This window comes from Pontibacter fetidus, from assembly GCF_010119545.1.
Lineage (GTDB): Bacteria > Bacteroidota > Bacteroidia > Cytophagales > Hymenobacteraceae > Pontibacter > Pontibacter fetidus.
The window spans coordinates 45,353-70,042 of record NZ_JAAEAA010000006.1; the positions used below are offsets into that span (position 1 = coordinate 45,353).

A 24,690-nucleotide genomic window follows, 5' to 3' on the forward strand; every position below is an offset into this window, starting at 1 on the left:
GTTAGATATGTAAAGAGATCGGGAATAAAGATGCATCCTGGCCTTTTTTTACGCTCTCAAGCCAATGCAAGGCTTCTGCTCTATCGGTAAAGTAATTGAAAAGCATGAAGTCCTGTGTGTTTACAGCTTCAGTTGCGGCATAGTTCGTGATGATGGCTTTGAAATGCGCTTCGGTAAAAACAACAGCAGTAAACACATCTTGTTTTACAGCATCGTGCAATTTGCCATAAAAAACATTGTTAAGCCATGCCTCCTGCTCGCGCTCCAGTGGCCCGATTATGGTAAGATCAGTACAATACAACATTACTGGCTGTACTTCCTGCACAAAAGAAAGACCTTGCAGGTAAGTTTCTTTAAAAGCGCTGTCCGTAGGCTTTGCTTTCCAGATAACCTGCAATATTTCTAATTCACTGTCAAAAATGATGTCAGAATATGTTGAAGAATGTACTACCATGCCATCACGAGCAATAATATAAGCAATTTGCACGAAATATATACATTATAAATGATAGTACAAAATGCTTAATTGCATTGCCTGAAGAATAAACAAAACACTATATTACCTATTCCTTTAAAACTTTAAACTAAACTTATTTGCTAAGTAGTAGTTCGTATATAACGGCCATGCATTATCACAATAAATACGGAGATAAAAGCTAAAACTATAGTTTACTGAAGCATATAACACGTTTTTGTATTAGTCAGTATCATTTTTAAGCAAACCTGATCAACTGGAGTTATAATCTGTTTCCTGCTCAATTTTAAACAAAAAAGAGAAGGATGACTTTTTACGACCATACTTCTCTTTTTTGTTTTTATAGCACAATTACGGGTTTACGCACCGGCTATACCTAACCATTTATTGTATATTTTTACCTGCTCTGCCGTAGGGTTTTGTAACTTCTCAAACTTTAAACGCGAGCGTGTATCTTTCAGCACTTTAATTTGCAGTACCTGTAAAATACCATCACGGGCAATCAGTACTTCCAGTTCTTCGCCAGGCTTAACGCCAGTTACGTAGCGGTCCAGGTCGTTGCCTACGCGATAGCCATTTACTGCAATTATTTCATCCTTTACATTCAGGCCGCCTTCATAGGCGCTGCTACCTTTAGATACCCCCGAAACGGTAACCCGGCCGTCGTTAAATGAGGTGGTTGCTCCCCAACTTCCTATGTTTGTCCCAGCATTCAGGTTTACCATTTTCAGGCCTGCTGCTTTAAAGTAATCAGAGTAATCCGGGGACTTGGTGCCGTTCACATAATCCCTGAAAAAAGCATCTACATTATGCCCGGCAACACGCTCTATCGCTTCTTTCAACTCGGCTTCGGTAAAGCCACGGTTAAGCTGCTTATAGTAGCGGTTGTACATGTAACGCATCACATCATCCAACGACTTCTCTCCGTTAGTACTTTTCATGATCTCCATGTTGAGCAAATGGCCCAGCACACCACCTTTCGTATAGTAGGATACTTCAGCGTTATTCGAGTTCTCTGTCTGGCGGTAATATTTAATCCAGGCATCAAAGCTCGACTCGCTAACAGGTTGTACGGCATTTCCAGGAGCATTCTCAACTGCGTTGATGCTTCCTGCCACTACGTCCAGGTAACGATCTGCGGAGGTAAGGCCGGCGCGGCGTACAATAAGGTCATCGTAGTAACTTGTAATGCCTTCCGATACCCAAAGCAGTTTGGTATAGTTTTCCTCGTTATAGTTGAACGGGCCAAGAGGTGCAGGGCGCATACGCTTTACGTTCCAGAGGTGGAAATACTCGTGGGCTACCAGGCTCAGGAAACCAGTATAACCGCTGTCAGTGCCATAGTTAAAACGGCTGGTCTGTAAGGTAGTAGAGTTAAGGTGCTCCAGGCCGCCTCCGCCACGCTGCAGGTTATGCACAATAAATACATAACGGTCTACTGGCAGTTCGCCAAAAACAGAAATCGCTTCTTCGGTAACACGCTTCATGTCGGCCATTAAACGCTCCGGGTCATAGTTGCCTTCGCCATACATGGCTACTTCGTGCGGTACACCACCAGCTTCAAAAGTATAAACTTCATGATTTCCGATCTCAAGCGGAGAATCGGCCAGGATGTCGTAGTTAGGGAAACTATAGGTGAACTTGCCGGTACTTGTAAGACCCGTCGAAATTTTGCTGAACGTGCTATGCGGTTTTACAACCAGGGTGCCGGCCTGCTTTTCAAATCCTTCAGGATACATAAAAATGCTTGTACCATTTACATACCCATGCGATGCATCCAGAAAGCTGGTTCTAACTGAAAGCTCAAAAGCATATACCTTATAGTTTACCTTTACCTCAGAAGCCCTGTTACTGTAAACGCGCCAGGTATTTTTATCGATTTTTTCAGCACGAAGCGTTTTACCTTTTCCGTCAGTGGCCGTAAAGCCTTCCACGTTTTTGGCAAACTCGCGCACCAGGTATGAGCCGGGCGCCCAAACAGGCATTGTAAAATCGATGTATTTTTTCTTTGCCCCTTCTACCTCAGCCGATACCTGGAAATAATGGGTATGCGGCTCCGGCATTTCTAAGGTATAGCGCAGGTTTGCGGCAAAAGCCGGGGAAACAAGGCTTACAGACGACAATAGAAGTATTAGCAGATAAAGTTTAGGGTGGTTTAGTGTGCGAAACATGTTATAGTTTAAATTTTGATTATAAAGCATGTTACAACAAATATGCTTGTTTTCAAAATTACAGAACTATAGTTGCCCCCTATTCTACTGGATTTGACTGGTGGAAACGAAGCCAGGCTTCGGCTTCGGGTACGTGGCAGAACGTATCGATAATGATAAATGAATTGTAGCTTTTAAGGCCATATGCCCCCACTTCCTGCAGCATCCTCTCATAACAGGCTTCTGAAACTACCAGGGCTATATAGTTTTCGCGGCCAAGCATCATTAATTGCGGAAAGAACTGTACCTGCAGCCAGGTTTCTTCCTCTTCCTTCAACTCATCTATAGCTCGTAGGTCAAATAGCCAGAAGTTTAAGCGCCCTGTTCTAACGTAATCCAATGCATTCATCAAGCCTTCTTTAAATTCTTTAAAGTCAGGCAGAGCGTTACAACTCACACAAACCCACTGCCTGCCATCAGGTAAGTCAACAGTAAAATTTCTTGACTTAAAAAGCACCATTACTTAGAACATTTAAATTTTATGTTACAAAAATATAATATTAATTCTTATTAAACCTATGTTATCGCTGTATTTGTTCTTACATATTATTGAAAGGTGGTAAAAGATGAACTTTTAGCGGTAAAAGAAGCATTTTATAAGGTAAAGGCGTCTTATAATAAAGTATGCCCTATTTTGTAACTGCCCAACTTTAGCCTTTTGGCATGGTATTGGAAAGTTACCTGACTAAACTAACCCACTGGCTATGAAAAAGAATGTAATGTTAATGCTTGCTCCTGTAGTGTTGCTGATTTTATTGCTGCTCTTTGGCTATAACATCACAAACACAACTAACAAGTATACTGCTGAGCAGGCAACTATAGTTAAAGTAATCGAAACTAAAGCAGCTACTCCTGCAACTGAAGATAAGTGGATACGAATGGATAAGACCACCAGATCGGCAGGCAATTTTGCAAAAGCTGAGCCGTATGCTATTGTGGAGTATGCGCAAAGCCTGATCGGGTCGCCTTACCTGTATGCCGGCATCACGCCAGCCGGATTTGATTGCTCTGGCTTTGTAACACATGTCTTCGACAACTATAACATGGACATCCCGCATTCGTCTGATATGCAGGCAAACGAGGGGGTGCCAGTTTCTAAGGCGGAAGCCGCTCCCGGCGACCTCGTAATATTTACCGGAACAGATGAAAACGACAGAACGCCTGGCCACGTGGGCATCGTTATCTCAGAACCCGGTGACACGATCTCATTTGTACATTCATCCTCAAACGGAGGAGTAAAAATAAGCAAAGTGCAAGGCACCCGCTACGATGTTCGCTTTCTGCAGGTCAGAAGAGTATTATAGTTATACACCAACCGATTACCGCAACCTGAGGGGTTTTTCTCGTACAAAGCATTGTACCCGAAAAACCCTTTTTGTATGCTACACCCCTACATCATCAATTCTATCAACGCAACTATACTTATAGTTGCCGGGCTCGCTGTATACTTTATTCAACCTGTCAGGCCTTTGCTGGCCTTGGTAGCGCCGGGGCTGGGTATTATGTTGCTGGCCTGTACCTATCATCTGCGCAAGCATAACCGCTTTGTAACGCACACAGTAACTGCCCTTACCTTGCTGGCAGCTATAATTGTAATTATGCGCCTGAATGCCGCCGGCGAAACCTGGGACACGACACATATACTTTTGTTTGTAATGGGAGTAAGTTGCCTGGTAGCGGTGGGTGTATTTATAGGGACTTTTATGCGGGAACGCAGGTTGCGCAACAACACCATTTACAAAGACGACCTGTAACTATAGACGGGTATAAAAGCAAAACACCTGATGTAGCCCGTCAAGTTACACCAGGTGTTTCAGAATCCTAAAAAGTCTTAACAAGCGGCTTCCTGTTGTTCAGGTTACCATCCGAAGACCTTCAGTAATATTAAGCTGTGCAAACAGCAAAAATCCCGTTTACGAAGCCGACTCACAGATTACGTGAATACAATTACTTAGGCTCGATAAAACTTGTTTGGGATTAGACATTTGTACCTCCTTTCTCTATAGTCCAACATAAACCCTGAACCTCCGACCGAATATGATAAGGTTGTTAGACCAGAGCCGTAGCACTCGCTACATAACTTATTACTAAAGCTAAATAAACGCCATTAAGTTCACAAGGGTTGTACTTATTTTTTTAAGTTTTTTTAGGTATTTATTTCGGTAGGCAGCATATAAAACCACTTTAAAACAAGCAACAACGCATTTTTAAACATAAACACTTGATTACCAAAAGTATAACTTTTAGCACTGATAATGCTTTGTATTTACTAACTATAATTTAGGGAATAGTATTTGCAGAAGCACTATAACAACGGCTGCTAATAAAGGACCGCAAGTATTAAAAATACCTTAAATGCCCTTAGCGCTATACTAAATGAATTATTTTTGTTATTTTTCGTTGCATTAATCAAACAACTAACCGATCATGAAAAAACATCTTCTTACTTTAGTGGTTCTCATGCTGTTCAGCACCTGCGCATGGGCCCAGAAATTATCTCCGATTGGCATCTGGACAAACGAAGAAGGCAAAGCCCGTTTTGAAATTTATAAATGTGGCGAGCAACTGTGTGGCAAACTGGTTACCTTAAAAGAACCGCTCCGTAACGGTAAGCCAAAAATGGATGATAACAACCCGGACAAAAAACTTCAGAAGCGTCCGCTACTTGGGTTAGAATTTATGAAAGGTTTTGAGTACGACGGCGACAACAAATGGGATGATGGTACCATTTACGACCCGGAAAGCGGAAAGACTTACTCTTGCTACATGAAAATGACCGGTAAAGACAAAATGGAAGTAAAAGGTTACATCGGCATATCGCTGATTGGCAGAACCCAGAACTGGACACGCGTTAAATAAACCAAACTATAAAAAAGAAAGGCTGGCAAATTTGCCAGCCTTTCTTTTTAACCCTTTACCGTAGTATGTACTTCAATTTACGTTGTAAGGTTATAACCTGCGTTAAATTACATGCTCAATTTTATACTTCTGGTCCCTGAATTCAAACGTTTCGCCCTCGGTTTTACCTGCCATGGCTTTAAATACCGGCGACATCCCGGAGATAGCAAAAAAGGTTTCCCCATCCACTTCAATCTGCCCCAGGCTTACCCCGATAAAATAATTCTGTAAGTTAGTGTGCACTACGGCACCAAAAGCTATTTCTTTGGTTTCTTTGGTAGCATTTATACGTTTCAGTACGCTCATAGTCGTAATAAGCTCGTCCAGCTGGCGGGCATACATGTCGCGTTGTATCTGGCAAGCCTCCCTGAACGATTCAAATTTATCCTCAATAGCTCCCTGGTGTTCGTTGGCGCTTTCCTGGGCATCGTCCATCGCGTCCTTCGCTGCTTTTATCTGGGTGTTAAGCACCTTTGTGCATTCCTGCAACAGCCTTTTTTTAAGTTCTAATTCCTGTGCAACCATGTTCTTCTGTGTATAAGTTTAAACCATACCTTCCATATCCGGTTTATGTACCAGAGTCCCGAAAGGGAATGGTAATTGAAACATCAAATTCTGATTGATAAACTTAATTAACTGCAAACTATACCTGACGCGTGTAAGATACTAAACTATTAAGGGCAACAGGTGTTTTTGCTTTAAATTTCTAAATGTCGTTAAACGGATTTTTTAAACGATTGTTGGGGCTGTTTCATAATCAGCCGCAATGCGCTATTTTGCAACGATCTGACCGTTACCAGGCCCGATACAACGCATGGCTGAAACAGGGTGCGCATGGTGAATTGGTCACTAATTTTTATAAAGCCTGCCATTATAAAAAAGCGGGCATTGCCTGCAGCTACCGCGTGCAGTTAATAGAGGAACGTAACCGACAGGGCGTTATTTTATTTTATGCGCCAACTATAGATGCGACCGAATTCTCTTACTTTTTTGATTTCCTGAAAGACCAGGTTCTGCAGCAGGGCTACCAGCTGCACAGCACCGACAAACGCAAACTTAAACACGAACGCTATACCCAGGACACCGAGACCTATCTGCTTACACCGCTACCGGCAAACCTGCCGGGCACCGCTATCTGCAACCAACTATACGGCAACATCCTTATCGATTTTACGCGCGTAAACCAACACGCGGGGTATATACGGTTTATTACCGATACCTTTACTGATACATATTTCAGCGCTCCCCTTCCCTTCTCAGACCTGCTAACAAACGTACTGCAACTAACTGAAAATTAGCGGTAACGTATATAGTTGAGATTCCTTTAATTTTACTAAGATTAAGTTCTAGTTTAGGCGTAGACTGTCTCAGTAAACGCACGTGTAACATATTCTATAGTTCGCATTTCAAAAACGTAACTGCATGAAGCATTATTTACTCTCATGGTTTATTGTATTGCTTTGCGCTGTTACTGCAAACGCTACGCACATTGTAGGCGGCGAATTTGAACTGCAATACCTGTTCGGAAACAACTATAGACTTAGCCTTAATTTATACTTCGACGAAATTAACGGAGACCCCGGTGCCCGCGATGATGTTATAGTTGTAAATGTTTTTGAGAAAGGAAGTAACCGCTGGGTAGGGCAACAAGCTATGCCACTACGTTCAGTAACTAATGTGCCTTACACTAATATTGAGTGTACTATAGGCGAGCTGAAAACAAGTAAACTGGTTTATTCAGAGCAGATCTATTTAAACCCTACTGTATTTAATAACCCGGCCGGGTATTATGTTACCTGGGAACGGTGCTGCCGCAACAATACGATCAATAACATCATCAAACCCGAAGCCGCTGCCCAAACCTTTTATATGGAGTTTCCGGCAGTTATGCAAAACGGTGTTTTCTTTCAGAATTCTTCTCCGAGGCTATTTCCGCCCCTCAGCGATTATGCCTGCGTAAACGAACTATTTTATTTCGACTTTGGCGGCACAGACTCGGATGGCGACTCGCTGGTGTATGATATGATTACCCCTTTGAATGGTTTTACCTCCGAAGCCATGCCCTTTTATGGCGCAAGAGGATTTGAACAGGTACAACCCAAACCGGCCCCTTACCCAACAATACAATGGGAGCAAGGCTACAATACCAATAACCAGGTGCTCGGCAACCCACCCGTTAACATCAACAGCCGGTCCGGGCGGCTTACCATGCGGCCCACCCAGACGGGCCTTTATGTGTTTGGCATCCGGGTGCAGGAGTTCAGGAAAAAGAAAAAGATAGGCGAAGTGCGCCGCGATTTCCAGGTGCTTGTCCTGAACTGCCCTAAAAACCAGAGCCCAAAAGTATTGGCCCGCGAAAAAGACAAAAAAACGTTTTACCAGCAAGGCGAAGTGCTGCAGGTGATTCCGAACGGCAAACAATGTGTAGAAATTTACTTCACAGACCCGGATTTTACAGAGTTTGTATCGCTAAAGGCCGTACCGGTTAACTTCAGTGCGGCAAACTATAGTTTGTCCGGAACCCTACAAGGCACTATAAACAAAGGCAGCACTCCAGACACCTTAAAAGCCAGCATGTGCTTTGCCGATTGCTTTGACTCGAAAGACAAAATTTACATGCTCGACCTGATCGTGCAGGATGATGGTTGCAGCCTTCCGCGGCAGGATACCATCCGGGTTAGCTATAAAATGGAAAGCACAAATAAAATTCCGACCATCTCTACTAACCCTGCTACCAACATAATAACCCTGGAAAGAGGCCAGCTTTTTGAAATGGATGTACTGGGCCGCGATATTGACCTGGACGGGTTAACGCTGAGTGCCAAAGGCGAAGGATTTGATATGAAAGCGGCCGGCATGCAGTTTAGCAGCACAGGCGGCAAAGGTGCAGCAAACGGCAAATTTACCTGGCCTGTAGTCTGTAACTCCGAAGAGCAGGCGGTACGGCGGGTAACTTTTACGTTAAAAGAAGACAATTGCTTTCCGTCTCCGGACCAAACTATAACCATAGAATTCAGGATAAAAGCCCCGAACAACGCCCCTACCTTAACCTCAGACAAAGCGCCTATACTTTACGAACTTAACCTGAACGAACCTTTTGAAGCAAACCTCTTTGGCGATGATATAGACCTGGACCCGCTAAAATTGCAGGCCGTTGGCGAAGGTTTTAACCTGGCTGATATGGGCATGGAATTTACAACTACGCCCGGCAACGGCCACACCCAGGGGGTATTTAAACTAATAGCCAATTGCCAGATGGCTGCACAAGGCACCGTAAAAGTTAATTTTATACTGGATGAACAAACCTGTAATCCGGCACCGGAGCCTGTGCTTACGTTGGAGTTTAAAGTGCGGGTGCCTCTGCTCAGCGATTTTATTCCAGCAAATATCTTTACCCCAAACGGCGACGGACTGAACGACTTTTTCGAAATCCCGGATCTGCCATCAGATTTTTGCTCGGCCAGGTTTGCAGGCATAAAAGTGATGAACCGCTGGGGCAATGAAGTTTACCGCAGTAACCAGACTAACTTTAAATGGGACGGCAAAGGCGTAAATGACGGGGTATACTTTTACGTGATTGATTTTGGCAGCACACAGTACAAAGGCAGTGTAACTATAGTTCGCTAGCTCTAAAACATAAACAAAAATACCAGGTACAACCCAAGCCACATAAAATCGAGGAAATGCCAGTAACTGCTCAGCATAGCTAACTGCAACTGCCGGTATGGGTCCCGAATGTAGATGAGGCTGCGGACGCTGTCGGTTGCAACATGGGCCGTTTTAAAGAACAGGAAAAACAGGAAAATAAGCCCCCCAGCCAAATGAAGAATGTGCAGGGCCGAAATCAGGTATAAATAGGTTCCGGATGCTTTGCCACTAAAGTTAATACCCTCCGATGTCATTTCGCGCCAGCCCAGCAGCTGTGCTCCTATAAAAAGCAAACCCAGCACCAGCGTTGCGCCCAGGTAACGCGTCATTTTATGCAGTTTATCTTTGCGGTAAATGCCCGGCACGCGGCTTATAGTATAGCTACTGAAAAGCAACAACACAGTACTGATACTAAAGAACTTCGGAAGCTGTACATTTTCGCCCTGGAAACCGCCTGTACGGATAAACGCTACCAGCAAAATAAAGAACAGTACGCCAATGCCCACCATACTCAGGTAAAGCAGCATCCGGATAGGGTGCATCCGTTCTATTTGCTTAAAGGCAGAAAGTTGCCTGGAACCGACTTTATTTTTTTTATCTGAATCCATTGGTAGTAAAAAAAGATTACCGGCGCACACCGGCAGCTTCAAAACGCTTGTACACTTTCAGTTTATATACCTATACGGATTTCTGTTTGTTTAGCATACTACCAGATAAATATACTTTAAGGTATAAGCATCTGGGAGGCAACAATATAGCACTTCAGTTCAGAAGATTAAATATTTAAGCGGGATTGTTCATCCAACTTAACTGGCTTGCGTTAGAAGGAATATCTAAACCACGCCGCATATGCCTGCCACACCATTACGTTACCAGATTGCTTTACTGCTGATTTTTATGTTGGCTTTTAACTCGGTTGCAAGTGCACAGGCGCAGCGGGCCTATACCTCTAACAACTACATAACCATAGTACTGGAAGGGCCTAAGGGCAGGTATGAATTTAAGTCGCAGGATTTACTGGTGCGCTACAACCGGCTTACTGACCAACTGGAGTGCAGTGTTATGGTAAATTCGCTGGCACCGACCAGCGATACCATTCCAGCCAGCATGGCTTATGAAGTGTTATACGGTGCCAAATTCCCGGAATTTGCTTTCCAGATCGATGTGCCCGAGGAGATCATCAGTAGCGGCAAACCTTACCCCGAACCCCTGACCCAACGCACCTACATTACGTTGCAAGGCATCACGAACCAGACCCGCATACCTATAGTTTTTGCCCCCGACCGCAACCGGCTTAGCTTTGGCACTAACTTCGATCTGCGGCTTTCTAACTTTGATGCGAGTATACCTGTACGGTACATACCTGTTTTAACGGGCCGGCTGCTCATCAACATCAGTAATGCCCGCTGGATAGACCAATACTAAACTACAGGCAATTTGGATGTTAAGCACTATAGGCAATAAGTAAGTATAGCATTTATTGCCGGCTACTGTTATATTTACAGCACAACACAACAACACACCCATGATCAAGATACTCTTTTCTGTTTCGTTGCTATGCGTACTGCTTTCTAGCTGCAACAAGCCACAGACAGACGCTCAGGTTGCACAGAAACCGACTGAAACCAATGTTTTTGGTACCGATTTTAAAGAGCAGAACCTGCTTTCGGTTACGCAGTTACAAGACGCAGTAGCAGACAAGGACTCAGTGCAGGCTACTGTTTCCGGCGAAATTATAGAGAGTTGCCAATCTAAAGGTTGCTGGATGGATGTAAAACTGGCTGACAACACCAACATGAAAGTTACTTTCCGGGATTACGGTTTCTTTTTGCCTGTTAAAGACCTGAAAGGAAAAACAGTTGTATTTACAGGCACTGCCAAGCGCGAAGTTATTTCAGTTGAAGACCAGCGCCACTACGCCGAAGATGCCGGTAAAACAGCCCGCGAAATAGCCGCCATCACAACCCCTAAAGAAGAACTGCGCTTTGTAGCCGATGGCGTTAAGTTAAAATAACGGTTCTTAACCTATAGTTTAAAGCCACCTTCGGGTGGCTTTTTTGTTTCAGAGAGCTATAGTTTTACCTCACCCCAGCCCTCTCCTAAAAACAGGAGAGGGAGTTAACACACCCCTAACCCCTCTCAAGAGGGGAATTGCTGCATTAGTTATAGTTTGCTTTATAGTTTCATAGTTAGTGTTAGTCATCCCCCTGCCCCCTTCAAAGGGGGACTTTCTGCTACTGCTATAGTTACAACTATAGTTCTATAGTTACAGACCATGCGCGGGCAGGTCGCGACCTGTCCCTACGAAAGTATAACCATGATAAATTTCGAAGCTTATCAGTTCAAACTATAACTAAGCTGTCAATAGATGAAAGATCGCAGTCTTTGGGTTGAGCGCCTTTGACTTGTTGCGGTGCCGTCAGGCAGTCCGACGCAGGAGGATAGCAAGAAGGCAGCAGCGCGATGCCCGAAGACGGGGCCTCACGGCCGTGAGGGAGCCAATGCTAAAGATGAAACGATAGGTAAGTAGAGCTCCCAGGAATACAAGAAGTTTGAAAAGATAACTTAGTTCAAGTAAGTATAAACTCTAACTATAGGACACATAAGATTCCTCGGCTTCGCTCGGAATGACACAAATAAAAACCATAGCCTTAACCTATAAAACACATGAGGTCTCGCAACTAACACTCGGGATCAAACTATAAGTTATATCACTCACTGACAATCTTCCTTAACTTTCACGTTGTTCGCTACAGCGGTTTTAGATATTTTTACGTGAAGTATAACCCCGAACTATGGCAACACCACAAGACGTAGCAACTGAAGTAAAACAGCTGACCGAACGCATAAACTACCTCAATTACCAGTATTACCAGAACAGCATTTCAGAAGTACCAGACTTTGAGTTTGATATGATGCTGAAGCGCTTGCAGGAACTGGAAGAGCAACACCCGGAGCTAAGATTACCCAACTCCCCTACCCAGCGTGTTGGCGGAACTATAACCAAAAGCTTTAAAACCGTTTTCCACCGCTACCCGATGCTCTCGCTGAGCAACACCTACTCCGAAGAAGACCTGCGTGAGTTTGATAACCGGGTACAGAAAGCCATCGGACACGAAGTAGAATATGTGTGCGAACAGAAATTTGACGGGGTAGCCATCAGTTTAACCTATGAAAACGGCATTTTAGTACAGGGCGCTACCCGCGGCGATGGAACGCGCGGCGACGATATAACCAGCAATGTGCGCACGATACGCGATATACCACTGCAAGCGCACGGCCAGGGTTACCCGGACCTATTTGAAGTGCGCGGGGAAGTATTTTTGCCTCTACAGGTATTTCAGCAGCTGAACCAGGAACGTGAAGAAAATGGCGAACAGTTGCTCGCTAACCCCCGAAATGCAGCCTCCGGCACTCTAAAGCAGCAGGACTCGAGTATAGTTGCCAGCCGCAAACTGGGTTGCTACTCCTATAGTTTCCAAAGCTCCAACATGCCATTCGATACGCATTCCGAAAGTTTGGAAGCAATACAGAAATGGGGCTTTAAAGTATCCGATACCTGGCGCAAGTGCAGTTCTATAGATAAAGTGCTGGAGTATATAAACGAGTGGGAACAGAAACGTCACGAATTGCCTATTGCTACCGACGGTGTAGTGGTAAAAGTAAACAGCTATGCCTTACAGGAAGAACTGGGCTTTACGGCGAAGAGTCCGCGATGGGCAATTGCATATAAGTACCCTGCCATGAGCGCCGCTACCAAACTACAGGGCATACAATACCAGGTAGGACGAACTGGGGCCGTTACACCTGTTGCTTTACTGGACCCAGTTTTGCTGGCCGGAACGGTGGTAAAACGTGCATCGGTACATAACGCCAACGAAATACAACGTCTGGACCTGCGACTGGGCGATATCGTTTTTGTAGAGAAAGGCGGCGAGATCATCCCTAAAATTACCGGGGTAGATATAACCAAACGCCCGGCTGACAGTACCCCAATCGTTTACCCGACCGAATGCCCTGCCTGCCATACGCCTTTGGTGCGTGTTGAGGGCGAAGCGCAGTTTTATTGCCCGAACGAGAAAGGCTGCGAACCACAGATACTGGCAAAGCTGGAGCATTTTATCAGCCGCAAAGCGATGAACGTGGATGAGCTGGGACCTAAAACGCTGGAGCAACTATACAAAGCCGGTTATGTGCGCAACGTAGCCGACTTGTATGACCTGACCTTTGAGCAACTGGCAAACCTGGAACGAATGGGTGAGAAATCAGCGAACAATATTCTGAACAGCCTTGCCAAGTCTAAGGAAACGCCTTTTGAACGGGTACTTTTTGCGCTGGGCATCCGGTTTGTAGGCAGCACGGTAGCTAAAAAGCTGGCCGATCAGTTTCCGGATATAGCTGCGTTACGTGGTGCTACTTACGAAGAACTGATTGCTGTAAACGAAATTGGTGGTCGCATTGCGAACTCTATTCAGGAGTATTTTGCTGAACCGGGCCATGCGATACTGTTGGAAAGGTTACAGGTTGCGGGGCTTGAGTTTAAATCAGAGAAAGTGCAACCCGAAATGCAGAGCGATAAGCTGGAAGGCAAAACCTTTGTAATATCCGGGGTTTTTGAAACGATAAGCCGCGACGAACTGCAACAACTTATAGTTAGCCATGGCGGAAAAGTGGTCAGCTCTATCTCGGCAAAGTTAACTTACCTGGTAGCTGGTGACAAAATGGGACCTGCCAAACTCGAGAAAGCCAACAAACTTGGCATTACTATACTTTCGGAAGATCAGTTTTTAGCGATGATCCAGTAATCTTAAACTATAGTTTAGCCTTAAAAAAGTAGCGCCACTTGTAAAACAGGTGGCGCTACTTGCAAAAACAAACAACAAACGTAATGTTAATGACCAAAATCTGTTACCCCTACGCACTGCAGCATGCATACAGGTAACTGGTTTTATACAAAGGAAGCATCTTATATTTTCCATCAAAATACATTATACCAACAGCCCAAAACTATAGACAAACTATAGCATACTGCCGGGCAAGCGCTTATCTGCTACAATACCCGATTAGCCGATAAATAACACTGCTTTGCAAGTGTAAGCAAGAGCTAACAGCGTGATAAAGCGCGCGTTAATCTTTTAAAAGTACGGCTTGGCAGGCAATTTTCAGCTGTCTATAGAAGGGCGTACAAAGTATAGCAAAAGCTGTATTAATTTTATTTATCTTTATCCAGTATAATAAAGCATCCGCTGTCTTAACCTGCTTTTAACCCGAAACCGAAGTATACCTTGTCAGCAATACCTTTTGTTCTCCCGGAAATTACCATGAAAAAGCGATACCAGATCGTTCTGCACATTTTTGTGTGGCTTGCTTTCGGGGCATGGGTTTTTTATTATATAAATGACAGTAAAGCCCTTACGCCACACCGTATAGCTGATGTTTTGGTCGGGCTGGTGTTTTGGCTCCTTATTTTTTATATCAACTGGTTTTACCTGATCCCCAGGTACCTTGCCCGTAACCGACTGATGTTGTATGTTTTAAACGTACTGGCGCTGCTCCTTCTATATGGCCTTGCAAAATCGCCGATGGACTATTACGTGTTCCGGGATTTTAACCCGAACATGAAGGCTGTATATACTTATGAACGTTTGCTGCAGTATGGCTTGGGCGGACTGATGCTGGTTTTTATCAGTTCTGGCTTAAAAGTTACGGGCAACTACATACGCAACGAGCGCCGCAACAAAGAGCTGGAAAACCAGAAACTGGTGGCAGAGCTGGCCTTCCTGAAATCGCAGGTAAATCCCCACTTTTTGTTTAACACCCTCAACAACATTTACTCGCTGGCCTACAAGCAGCACCCCGATACACCCGACGCCATTATGAAGCTCTCGCTGCTAATGCGCTACATGTTGTATGAGAGTAACGATACGCTGGTAAGTCTGCAGAAAGAAGTAGACCATATCAACAACTTTATAGACCTGCAAAAGCTGCGTCTTCGCGAACAAACAAGTATAAAGTTTAACATTGAAGGAACAATAGAAGGCAAACAGATTGCACCTATGCTGATGATGACGCTGGTGGAAAACGCCTTTAAACATGGCCTGGTGAGCAAGAACGAGATTGGTATACTTATAAACCTGAAGGTTACAGATAACGAACTGCAGTTTAGCACAGTAAACAACATAAGTACCCATAAAAAACGTGACTTTGGAGGCATCGGGCTCGAAAACCTGCGCCAGCGCCTGAAACTGCTGTACCCAAACCGCTACACGCTTACTTTTGAAGACAAGGACGGTGTATTTTACGCCACCATGAAACTATACTTCCAAACACCAAACGCACCTAAACTATGATTATCCGCTGCATTGCCGTAGACGACGAACCGCTTGCTCTCGACATCCTGGAAAGCTACATCAGTAAGCTGCCTTATTTACAATTGGTAAAAACCTGCTCCAGCGCCACCGAGGCCATGCAGGTGCTACAGGAAGAACAGATCGACCTGATGTTCCTGGATATTGAAATGCCCGAGCTGACCGGCATCCAGTTCCTGAACATACTTAAGCACCAGCCGCTGGTAATTTTCACAACGGCTTACCCCGAGTACGCCATGGAAGGTTTTAATCACGATGCCGTAGATTACCTGCTCAAGCCTATCCCCTACGACCGTTTCCTGAAGGCAGTAACCAAGGCGCAGGAACGCATGCAGCAGCGCCACCCGAAACAAGGCGAACAAACTATAGCCCCACAGGCCGCCGCACACGAGCAGGAATTCATGTTCGTGAAGGCCGACTACAAAACCATACGCGTTGATTTTAAGGATATACTCTGGATTGAAGGCCTGAAGGATTATGTGATCATCCAGACAAAAGACCAGAAGATCATCACGCTGCTATCGATGAACAAGATGATGGAGAAACTACCGGAGTCTAAATTCCTGCGCGTGCACCGCTCCTTTATAGTTGCCCTGCAAAAGATCGACAGCATCGAGAAAAGCCGCATCCGCATCGGCCAGAAAGAAATTCCGATCGGCGAAGTTTACAAAGACCAGTTCCTGAAGTGGGTGGAAGAGAATAATATAATGTAATGAGTAATTACTTTTGAGTAATGAATAATTGATCTTGAAGCGTAAGACGCCCTTGCTGTGTGTTTTCACCAGCAAGAAATCAAGCGGAAGTATAGTTGTTGGTGAAAACACCAACAACGGCTAAAATTACGAATTAGTAATGACTGTTAAATGATGAGAAACTCGCCCCTGTTTATGGCCTTCCAGTAAGGATATCTGGCAGATAAATTGAACTACTTTTACTATTTATGAAGAACAAGACTATAGTTATTTTAGTCGTCTTCGCTTCTGTATTATTACTGAAAGTACAGTTTGCACTTGCTCAGGAAGTCAGGCAGATTACTCCTTTACATCAGTTCTTCCAGGCCAATTATGATAGTACCATTATTTACCATCGTTGGTCAAATTGGAACTCACAACCTAATTACATCATAGTAACAAAGTATAAAAACCAACTTTACTTTTTTACATACGCTAATCCATATCGTCAAGCTCAAGGCATTTCATTACCAGGTGACTTGCATAAGCTCTATGCTAAAGAAGATTTTAAGTATGATCAAACTTTACCAGATACAAACCGATACTTGGTTGCACATTATATTAAACCTTCGATACTTCAGGATTATTGGAAGGAACTAAAGGTAAAGCAATTATGGAATATAAAAGTAAGTAAGGTTAATACAGATGATATTTGTGGCATAGACGATGGAGATGAAAATACTTTTTATTTTATAAGTAAATCAGTCATAAAGAGGGCTGACTTTTACGCGCCTAGTTATTTCGCAAAATGTTATTCTAATGATCCAAACCTACAGAAGGCAATACAAACTATAAAATTACTACAAGAATTGTCAGTTCTACAAGAGTAAACAAATATTGATCTCAACCAAAAAACTTGCACAAACCAATACATAATCAGAACTTCGTAGTTCTTATTTTAAATTGATGATTCAGGAAAGATTAAAAGGAACGGGCGTAGCGTTGATAACGCCTTTTACAAAAGACCTGGCTGTAGACTATAACGGCCTTGCAAAGCTGCTGGACTTTGTGCTGGATGGCGGCGTAGATTATATCGTAATTAATGGTACAACTGCCGAGTCGGTTACTACAACTGCCGAAGAAAAGAAGCAGCTGCTGCAAACTATAAAACAACACGTAAACGGGCGTGTGCCGTTGGTTTATGGCCTTGGTGGCAACAATACACAAGAGTTACTAAACAGCTTTGCAACTACCGACCTGGATGGCATTGACGCAATCCTTTCAGTGAGCCCATATTATAACAAGCCGTCGCAGCAGGGTATTTACCAGCATTATGTGGCTGTGGCCGATGCATCGCCGGTGCCGGTTATACTTTACAACGTGCCGGGCCGCACAGGCAGCAACGTAACTGCTGACACCACGCTAAAACTGGCTGCACACCCGAACATTATCGGTATAAAAGAAGCATCCGGTAACCTGGAGCAGTGCATGGCCATTGCCAAACACAAACCAGCCGACTTTATGCTGATCTCTGGTGATGATATGCTGACAGTGCCGATGATCGCGTTTGGTGCAGTAGGTGTTATTTCGGTGCTGGCCAATGCCTTCCCGGAAAAATTCAGCAACATGACCCGCAGCGCCCTGAACGGCGACTATACCAAAGGCAGCCAACTGCTGTTCGACTTTATAGACATTAACCCGCTGATGTACGAAGAAGGTAACCCGGTTGGTGTTAAAGCGTTGCTGGAGCGTTTCGGTGTTTGCGAGCCTGCAGTACGACTGCCTTTAGTAGAAGCATCGGCTGGCCTCCGCGATAGGCTGTATAAACTTATCTAAACTATAGCACAAACTATAAAACAGAAAAGCCAGGCGAAGAACCTGGCTTTTCTGTTTTTTGAAGTGTTTTACTTAATACAAAACCCTCGCTCGCGTCCCGCGAGTGTGAGTTACCAACGGACTCTGGCTGTTTTAATGAATAACAAGTATAAAGTGGCGTGACGCCACATGTAGTTCACACTCGCGGGACGCGAGCGAGGGCAAATGCAGAATAAGTTTAATTAAACTATAAATTAATGTCCGTGGCCGGCGTGTGCGTCTGCTTGCTGTACTACAGGCTTGGTTTCCAGTATCTGCTTTATGTTGTTCAGGCCGGTCTCAAAGTCTTTGCCAACCATTTCATCCAGCAAAAACAGACCCATATATTTGCCTACCGGGTTCATACCCAGATCCGACTCCATTACCCAGGAAATGCGGGTGCCTTTTGGGGTTTGGTTAAACGTATAGGTTGCATTGGCAACACCATTCGGGCCGAAGTCCATTTCAGCAAGTATAAGTTTGTTAGGTTCTGATTTGGTTATCTTAAATCCGCCATCGCCTACATCCGGGTGTTTGCTGAACCAATTGTAACTTGCGCCTGTGCCGCCGTCGGGCCCGCTATAGGTTAGCAGCATGTGTGGGTCTATTTTATGCCACGGCGACCATTGTTCCCAGTTGCGCAGCGTGTTTACCTGCTCAAAGGCTGCATTAGCCGGAGCGGCAACTTCTACAGAGCGTTCTATACGCAACGTAGAGGAAATAAACAATGAAAAAACGGCCAGCAAAACCAGCACCGAGAGCAGGCCAAGGCCGATGTTCTTCAATAATTTCATAAAGTGAAGGTGTTAAGGTGTATAGTCAAATATAAATATACTTACCTGCTTGTGCAACACCCTGCCATGGCAAATAAAAAAGCCGCAGCATATGCCGCGGCCTTTTCTCAGATGGAAATTTAATACTAATGTACTTTTGCTTATACGTTAAGGTTGCAGTCAGGTAACTTAATACCTGTCATAACCGCGGTAACGGTCTCCGGAAGTACGGTTTGTGTGGTCCTGACTGCCGTAATGGTCGTTGCCAAAATCCCTGAACTCGTCTTCGTTGCCATAAGAGGCATCGTGGCGGTACCCATGGTTGCCACGGCTGTCGAAATTGCGGTACATGTCGCCTTCTTCGGGGTTATCGTAGTTGGGGTTGTAGCCAGAACTATAGTTGTACCGGCGGTGCTGAAAGTACGGTCCTTCCTGTAACGGCATTGGCTTTATGCTCATCAGGTCGTTTTCAGGGCCGTGCGGTAACCCGTAATCATCTTCACGCGGAACCCCGGAGTAGTTGGCTATGTCGTACATTTCGTTGTAATAATCTTCGCGCGTTCCGTAGTTGTCGTTGCGGCTACTGTAAGGGTCATGTTGCTGCATCCTGTACTGTTCGCCAGGTTCGTGCTGTCTGCTGTTATAGGTATTTTGCTGGTAGTTGTTTTGGTTGTTGTAACGGTCGCGGTCGCGGTTATAGCGTTCTTCAAAATTTCCGTAAAACATATTATCGCTGTCTCTTCTCATAGCTTTATAGTTTAAGTGGGTAGCCTGTCTTTTTTTCTATCTCCAGGCCACTGATAATGATCTCAAGTTAACTTAGCGTTTGCGTTTTCCTCTGCTGCTGCTCTCCCGGTTCTGGCTTTCGTTTCTCCAGCGGTCTAAGTTGCTGTAGTAGCTGCCTTCGCCATAGTGGTCTGTGCCTTCAGAGTAATTTCGGCCTGCAAAGCCACCACTGTAGTCGTTGTCGTATCGCGGGTCGTTTTGCTCATATCTCCTGTACGATTCATAATCACCCATAGAGGCATGGCCCAGGAACTCTCCGCGGTTGTTGCGGCTTAGTTCGTGCCCAAACCGTTCGTTGCGTTCGCGGCTCAGGTCGCGGGGCTGACCCTGGTTGCGCAGGTTGCTGTAGTCTGAGTTTCGGTATTTGGCGTTCGGATCGTAGTGGCGACCAGAGTGTCGGTCATCTTCTGGTAAGTAGGTCATGCCATACATGTTGTCTGATCCGCGGCGGCGGCGTGCGTTTGTAAAGTCCTGGCCGGCATATTGTGCGCCTCCTACCTGGTAGCGTCCTTCCGGAGAACTATAGCGTTGGTCGGCGTTGGTGTTAAACGAGCTATTGTCCAGGTAATCCTGGTCGTACTCTCCCCTTCCACGGTTAAAATGAGAATCTATCCGGTAATTTCCCCTGTCCGAGTTTTCGCCGTGCCGGTGGCTGTTTAACCAACGAGGTTCTTCCTGCGGGCGGGTATCGCGGTAATCGTTTTCTTGTCTGTTTCTCATAGCTTTAGAGTTAATAGTTTGCCTTTGTTTACGGTAGCCGCACCGGTTTAGATTAAAACCCGAAATGCAATCTGTTGCATAAATACCTCAACCATAGGCGATTTAACGCGTTATAAATGCTATCACTAATGATTTTATAATGCTATGGAAGGAAACGATTGGTATAACAGTACAGGCTATACGGATTACCGAAACCACTTCAGAGGCGACGATCGTCCGATAGACCAGAGTGTATTCAGAGGGGCTTACCGCCTGGATACGGAAAGCCCGCATCATAACGTAACTACTTATAACAGAGAGCTGCAACGCAATTTTGACCAGCCATCGGGTAACTATAGTTCAGGCCGTTCCGGCAACTATAACGAAAACCAGAACATGTCACGCAATACTTCCCGTTACGATGACCGTAACCGTGACCGCGGAGACCACCGACGTGGCTACTGGATGGACGAAGAAACCCAGCAACCGGAAAGCATGTACCGCTCCAGAAGTGTGTTCGGCAATTTTGAAGGTAACTACCAGCCTGACAATTATTATGCACGGCGCGGCGAGAACTATGGCAACATGGCCGGCTCGTTAAGTGTTGGCTACGACGGCAACCGAAATGCGGACTGGAACGAAAACCGCTACTATAACCCGCTTACCGGCCACCGCCGAAGCTACCATGGCAACTACACCAGCCGCCACCCGGAGCAGGACAACGAGCGCCAGTACCGTGACATTGACAGAGACAGAGAACGTAATGCATACGACCGTTATTACGACCGCTACTAAACCAGTGGGCTATACATTTTAACTGAAAACAACTATGAATAAGAACAATAAGGATCAGAACAAGTCGGGAAACAAGGATAACAAAGCAACCAATATTAACCCGACAGGCCAGAAACAGGATGCAACCAATAAGAATGCACTAAAAGGCAACGTAAGCGGTGTGCCATCGCAGAAAAGCGGTAGCCGCGGCAGTGCCGATGTGCAGGATGGGGGCTCTGATATTGGCAGCAGCGCAGGTAAACATTAATTAACAAAGTATTATACTGATAAGAAGGCCGGGATATCCATTCCGGCCTTCTTGTTGACATGGCAACTATAGCTATAGCTTATCAAGCACTAAGCTGCAACTGAACTATAATTTACACGCTAATTTAAACAGGCCTATCATCGAAACGACACTTTCAACTATAGTCACCGCCATCGGCTTACCCAACGTATCAACACGTAACATATATTTAAAGTATATTTGATCTATAGTTGCGCACAATAGGCTTTTAAGTTGCAACGCGGTGTAAGCCCCGGAAATATTTACAGAACTATAGTTAACCAGAGACAAAATGCAGCCAGGCCAGCATGTTGTTGTTATCGGAAACGGGATAGCGGGTATCACACTTGCTAAACAGCTCCGTGCGCGTAGTAGCTGCCGCATTACGGTTATTTCTGCCGAGTCTGCTACCCACTTTTCGAGACCGGCGCTTATGTATGTTTACATGGGCCACATGCGCTACCAGGACATCATTCCGTATGCCGACTGGTACTGGACCAAAAAACAAATAACCTGCCTGCATGAACTGGTAACAACTATAGATCCCGAAAAAAAAGAACTGAAACTAGCAAACGGAGAACCGGTGCGGTATGATAAACTGGTATTGGCAACCGGCTCCGAAGCTGTGTATTACAACTGGCCCGGCCAACACCTGAAGGGAGTGCAAGCGCTGATATCGTTGCAGGACCTGGAGCAAATGCAGGCCCAGACCCAGAACATAAAACAGGCCATTATAGTTGGTGGCGGATTGATCGGGATAGAGATGGCAGAAATGCTGCAAAGCAAAGGCATACCTGTTCACATGATCGTGCGCGATAACCTGTACTGGCGTAACAACCTGCCCGCCCCCGAAGCAGAACTGGTTACAACACATATCCGGGATTGTGGCATACAACTACACCTGTCAGATGAGCTGACCGAAATTACAGGGGATGAAACCGGGTATGTACAGAAAGTAAAGACAAAGAACGGCATCGAAATACACTGCCAGTTTGTAGGCATAGCAACCGGTGTTAAACCACAAATTAGCCTAACATTAAACACGCTTATTAAAACAGATAAAGGCATTCTTATAAACAATTACTTCGAGACAAGTGCAACAGATGTATACGCCATCGGGGACTGTGCGCAATTTACCGACCCTACTCCCGGCCAGGCAGCTATAGAGCAACTATGGTATACCGGAAGGCAACATGGCGAGGCACTGGCAGCAATACTTTGTGACGATAGAAAACCTTATGTGCGTGGCCCTTGGTTTAACTCAGCTAAGTTCCTGAACATCGAGTACCAGACCTACGGCTTTGTGCCCAGCAACTGCGACGACACCCGCTATAGTTCGCTATACTGGGAACATCCTGTTAAAACCAAAGCGATACGGTTACTTTACGAAAAGCAAAGCGGCCTGCTGAAAGGTATAAACCTGCTGGGTGTACGCTACCGCCACGACCTGTGCCACCATTGGCTGAAGCAAAACTATACCATCCACCAGGTGATGGAAGAACTCCATGCCGTTAATTTCGATACCGAATTTTTCCAGCATTACGAGCCCGAATTACTGAAACAGTATCTGCAACAGTTCCCCGACCGCAATGCACCTGAAAAACAACATAGTTGGTGGCAACTTCGCAAGCGCTTCTCCCTCTTCTCTTCTATTCCTGACAACTGCTAACTATGGCTACAAACAAGCTATACTTTTACTTTACATACCTCGGCTACTCCTTACTGGCAATCAGCATTTTATGCTTGCTTGTAACGCTAACTGGCAGTAATACTATAGACCATATAGCCTGGGGATTAAGCGGTATCGGTTTGCTGATGGCTGGTGGGTTGCTACTTATTTTTTTAACGCGGGCTAACCGGCATGTTGCGCATCAGAACAACGGCATCTGGCAAAACGGTGCAACTTCGCGGGGCTTTTCAGCCTGGGTGCTGGGCATTGCTCTCACTGGGTTTTATGTGTTGCTTTACTGGTTTCCGGATTCCTTGCAAGGGTTGATTACCGCAGTAGAGCCACTGAGCAGGTTACTACGGAACAAGGCCGCAGACCAGTGGTTTTTGTACGGGTTGTTTTATACTATTGCCGTGCTTGTGATGGGTGTCTGGGCCTTGTTAAAGTACCGTAATAACCGTTACCAGCTTATCCGCACGTGTTCAGTCATCTTTTTCCAGTTAGGGTTTGCATTTCTGTTGCCTGGCCTGTTGCTGGCCTTTAACCAACCAGAGTTTTATTTCAGTTATTTCTGGCCACTTAAATACGATTACCTCTTCCCGGGCACGGTAAGTTATCTGCTGGAGAATGGGCAGGCACTTGGTTTTTTTATGGTATTTTGGGGAGCTATACTTTCGTTCCTGGCAACGCCGGTGCTTACTTATTTTTATGGCAAGCGCTGGTACTGTTCCTGGGTTTGCGGCTGCGGCGGCCTTGCCGAAACCGCCGGCGACCCTTATCGCCAATTATCTGATAAAAGTAAGAAGGCCTGGCAATGGGAGGTCGCCATTATTTACCCGATACTTGGCTTTATCATCCTCACCACCCTCCTGCTCTGGATCAATTCCTGGTCTGGTGGTAGCATATTCGGAGACCTTTCCGGAGGATTTGCCCGAAGCTATGGTTTCTTTATCGGTTCTATTTTCTCAGGTGTTGTTGGCGTAGGGTTTTACCCTGTTATGGGGAGCCGTGTATGGTGCCGCTTTGGATGCCCGATGGCTGCTTACCTGGGTATCCTGCAAAAATATTTTTCACGATTCCGGATCACAACCAACGGGGCCCAGTGCATTTCCTGCGGCAACTGCTCTACGTACTGCGAAATGGGTATTGATGTGCGCTGGTATGCCCAGCAAGGCGAACCGATCATCCGCGCATCGTGTGTTGGCTGCGGTATTTGTGCCCATGTTTGCCCAAGGGGTGTTTTAAAACTGGAAAACGGCCCAACCGACCACCGGTATCAGGGAACTACACTTATCAGTCGTGATGCTGTAACCATTTTGTAGTTTAAGGTTGATTTTTTCTATGTGCTGGCAATAGCTTGATAGGAGCTATAGTTTCCTTGCTTGTTATTTCGAGTTTTAATTGAAAATCCTATTTGTCTTTCACTATTTTGTCACTTAGACGTCAGGAGAAATCTATCTCAGCTTATAGTTTAAAGACCCGGCAGCGTGCGCAGTTCCTGCCAGCGGCTAATGCTATAGTTGATCAATTGTCATTCCGAGCATAGCCGAGGAAACTTATGTGTCCTATAGTTTTGCAT

Annotated in this window: 24 protein-coding genes; 16 read left to right on the top strand and 8 right to left on the bottom strand. The window is 45.2% G+C overall.

Annotation, left to right across the window (positions count from 1 at the left end; all coding sequences use genetic code 11):
* Position 1: 1 nt before the first annotated feature.
* The 3 genes from GWO68_RS06015 to GWO68_RS06025 form a co-directional block, all read right to left on the bottom strand.
* Complete coding sequence (locus GWO68_RS06015) at positions 2-487, bottom strand: hypothetical protein (RefSeq protein WP_162345525.1); 486 nt, start codon at positions 485-487, stop codon at positions 2-4.
* Positions 488-834: 347 nt separating this feature from the next.
* On the bottom strand, positions 835-2,646 hold the full coding sequence (locus tag GWO68_RS06020) for a M61 family metallopeptidase (protein WP_235941962.1): 1,812 nt from the start codon (positions 2,644-2,646) through the stop codon (positions 835-837).
* 79 nt (positions 2,647-2,725) lie between these two features.
* Positions 2,726-3,145 carry a hypothetical protein gene (locus tag GWO68_RS06025; RefSeq protein WP_162345526.1) on the bottom strand — a complete coding sequence of 140 codons (420 nt, stop codon included), beginning with the start codon at positions 3,143-3,145 and terminating at the stop codon, positions 2,726-2,728.
* A 244-nt stretch (positions 3,146-3,389) separates the two neighbouring features.
* Between GWO68_RS06025 and GWO68_RS06030 the strand changes: the two genes are divergently transcribed.
* From GWO68_RS06030 to GWO68_RS06040, 3 genes are all read left to right on the top strand, one after another.
* Positions 3,390-3,989 (top strand): C40 family peptidase, encoded by a 600-nt coding sequence (locus GWO68_RS06030; protein WP_162345527.1) that lies wholly within the window; start codon positions 3,390-3,392, stop codon positions 3,987-3,989.
* A gap of 75 nt (positions 3,990-4,064) precedes the next feature.
* The gene (locus GWO68_RS06035; protein WP_162345528.1) at positions 4,065-4,439 is read left to right on the top strand and encodes a hypothetical protein; all 375 of its coding nucleotides are present in this window, start codon (positions 4,065-4,067) and stop codon (positions 4,437-4,439) included.
* Positions 4,440-5,112: 673 nt separating this feature from the next.
* The gene (locus tag GWO68_RS06040; RefSeq protein WP_162345529.1) at positions 5,113-5,544 is read left to right on the top strand and encodes a DUF2147 domain-containing protein; all 432 of its coding nucleotides are present in this window, start codon (positions 5,113-5,115) and stop codon (positions 5,542-5,544) included.
* Positions 5,545-5,646: 102 nt separating this feature from the next.
* Here GWO68_RS06040 and GWO68_RS06045 read toward each other — a convergent pair whose 3' ends face one another.
* Positions 5,647-6,108: a hypothetical protein gene (locus GWO68_RS06045; RefSeq protein WP_162345530.1), complete on the bottom strand. Its 462-nt coding sequence runs from the start codon at positions 6,106-6,108 to the stop codon at positions 5,647-5,649.
* A 251-nt stretch (positions 6,109-6,359) separates the two neighbouring features.
* On the opposite strand from GWO68_RS06045, the gene GWO68_RS06050 reads away from it, so the two are divergent.
* Together GWO68_RS06050 and GWO68_RS06055 are read left to right on the top strand one after the other, a co-directional pair.
* Entirely contained in the window at positions 6,360-6,881 is a 522-nt protein-coding gene (locus GWO68_RS06050; RefSeq protein WP_162345531.1) for a hypothetical protein, read from the top strand.
* A 124-nt stretch (positions 6,882-7,005) separates the two neighbouring features.
* Positions 7,006-9,210, top strand: a complete 2,205-nt coding sequence (locus tag GWO68_RS06055) for a gliding motility-associated C-terminal domain-containing protein (RefSeq protein WP_162345532.1) — start codon at positions 7,006-7,008, stop codon at positions 9,208-9,210.
* Between the two features lie 2 nt (positions 9,211-9,212).
* On the opposite strand, the gene GWO68_RS06060 is transcribed toward GWO68_RS06055, so the two are convergent.
* Positions 9,213-9,839 carry a cytochrome c oxidase subunit 3 gene (locus GWO68_RS06060; protein WP_162345533.1) on the bottom strand — a complete coding sequence of 209 codons (627 nt, stop codon included), beginning with the start codon at positions 9,837-9,839 and terminating at the stop codon, positions 9,213-9,215.
* Between the two features lie 241 nt (positions 9,840-10,080).
* Between GWO68_RS06060 and GWO68_RS06065 the strand changes: the two genes are divergently transcribed.
* The 7 genes from GWO68_RS06065 (at position 10,081) to dapA (ending at position 18,106) form a co-directional block, all read left to right on the top strand.
* A complete protein-coding gene (locus GWO68_RS06065; protein ID WP_162345534.1) occupies positions 10,081-10,656 on the top strand; it encodes a hypothetical protein in 576 nt (191 codons plus the stop codon).
* A gap of 100 nt (positions 10,657-10,756) precedes the next feature.
* Positions 10,757-11,245 carry a DUF4920 domain-containing protein gene (locus tag GWO68_RS06070; RefSeq protein ID WP_162345535.1) on the top strand — a complete coding sequence of 163 codons (489 nt, stop codon included), beginning with the start codon at positions 10,757-10,759 and terminating at the stop codon, positions 11,243-11,245.
* A 781-nt stretch (positions 11,246-12,026) separates the two neighbouring features.
* The gene (ligA, locus tag GWO68_RS06075) at positions 12,027-14,036 is read left to right on the top strand and encodes an NAD-dependent DNA ligase LigA (protein ID WP_162345536.1); all 2,010 of its coding nucleotides are present in this window, start codon (positions 12,027-12,029) and stop codon (positions 14,034-14,036) included.
* A 516-nt stretch (positions 14,037-14,552) separates the two neighbouring features.
* Positions 14,553-15,581 (top strand): sensor histidine kinase, encoded by a 1,029-nt coding sequence (locus tag GWO68_RS06080; protein ID WP_162345537.1) that lies wholly within the window; start codon positions 14,553-14,555, stop codon positions 15,579-15,581.
* Positions 15,578-16,312, top strand: a complete 735-nt coding sequence (locus GWO68_RS06085; RefSeq protein ID WP_162345538.1) for a LytR/AlgR family response regulator transcription factor — start codon at positions 15,578-15,580, stop codon at positions 16,310-16,312. Before GWO68_RS06080 ends, GWO68_RS06085 begins: the two co-directional genes overlap by 4 nt.
* Before the next feature lie 227 nt (positions 16,313-16,539).
* Positions 16,540-17,160 carry a hypothetical protein gene (locus tag GWO68_RS06090; RefSeq protein ID WP_162345539.1) on the top strand — a complete coding sequence of 207 codons (621 nt, stop codon included), beginning with the start codon at positions 16,540-16,542 and terminating at the stop codon, positions 17,158-17,160.
* 76 nt (positions 17,161-17,236) lie between these two features.
* Positions 17,237-18,106, top strand: a complete 870-nt coding sequence (gene dapA, locus GWO68_RS06095) for a 4-hydroxy-tetrahydrodipicolinate synthase (RefSeq protein WP_162345540.1) — start codon at positions 17,237-17,239, stop codon at positions 18,104-18,106.
* A gap of 233 nt (positions 18,107-18,339) precedes the next feature.
* Here dapA and GWO68_RS06100 read toward each other — a convergent pair whose 3' ends face one another.
* From GWO68_RS06100 to GWO68_RS06110, 3 genes are all read right to left on the bottom strand, one after another.
* Positions 18,340-18,918: an SRPBCC family protein gene (locus GWO68_RS06100; protein WP_162345541.1), complete on the bottom strand. Its 579-nt coding sequence runs from the start codon at positions 18,916-18,918 to the stop codon at positions 18,340-18,342.
* Between the two features lie 168 nt (positions 18,919-19,086).
* Entirely contained in the window at positions 19,087-19,644 is a 558-nt protein-coding gene (locus GWO68_RS06105) for a hypothetical protein (RefSeq protein ID WP_235941963.1), read from the bottom strand.
* Between the two features lie 72 nt (positions 19,645-19,716).
* Positions 19,717-20,403 (bottom strand): hypothetical protein, encoded by a 687-nt coding sequence (locus GWO68_RS06110; RefSeq protein WP_162345542.1) that lies wholly within the window; start codon positions 20,401-20,403, stop codon positions 19,717-19,719.
* Between the two features lie 144 nt (positions 20,404-20,547).
* Between GWO68_RS06110 and GWO68_RS06115 the strand changes: the two genes are divergently transcribed.
* From GWO68_RS06115 to GWO68_RS06130, 4 genes are all read left to right on the top strand, one after another.
* Positions 20,548-21,177 (top strand): hypothetical protein, encoded by a 630-nt coding sequence (locus tag GWO68_RS06115; RefSeq protein WP_162345543.1) that lies wholly within the window; start codon positions 20,548-20,550, stop codon positions 21,175-21,177.
* Between the two features lie 34 nt (positions 21,178-21,211).
* Positions 21,212-21,424, top strand: coding sequence for a hypothetical protein (locus GWO68_RS06120; RefSeq protein ID WP_162345544.1), 213 nt, complete (start codon positions 21,212-21,214; stop codon positions 21,422-21,424).
* A 310-nt stretch (positions 21,425-21,734) separates the two neighbouring features.
* Positions 21,735-23,111, top strand: a complete 1,377-nt coding sequence (locus GWO68_RS06125) for an NAD(P)/FAD-dependent oxidoreductase (RefSeq protein WP_162345545.1) — start codon at positions 21,735-21,737, stop codon at positions 23,109-23,111.
* 2 nt (positions 23,112-23,113) lie between these two features.
* Positions 23,114-24,433, top strand: a complete 1,320-nt coding sequence (locus GWO68_RS06130) for a 4Fe-4S binding protein (RefSeq protein WP_162345546.1) — start codon at positions 23,114-23,116, stop codon at positions 24,431-24,433.
* Positions 24,434-24,690 lie beyond the last annotated feature (257 nt).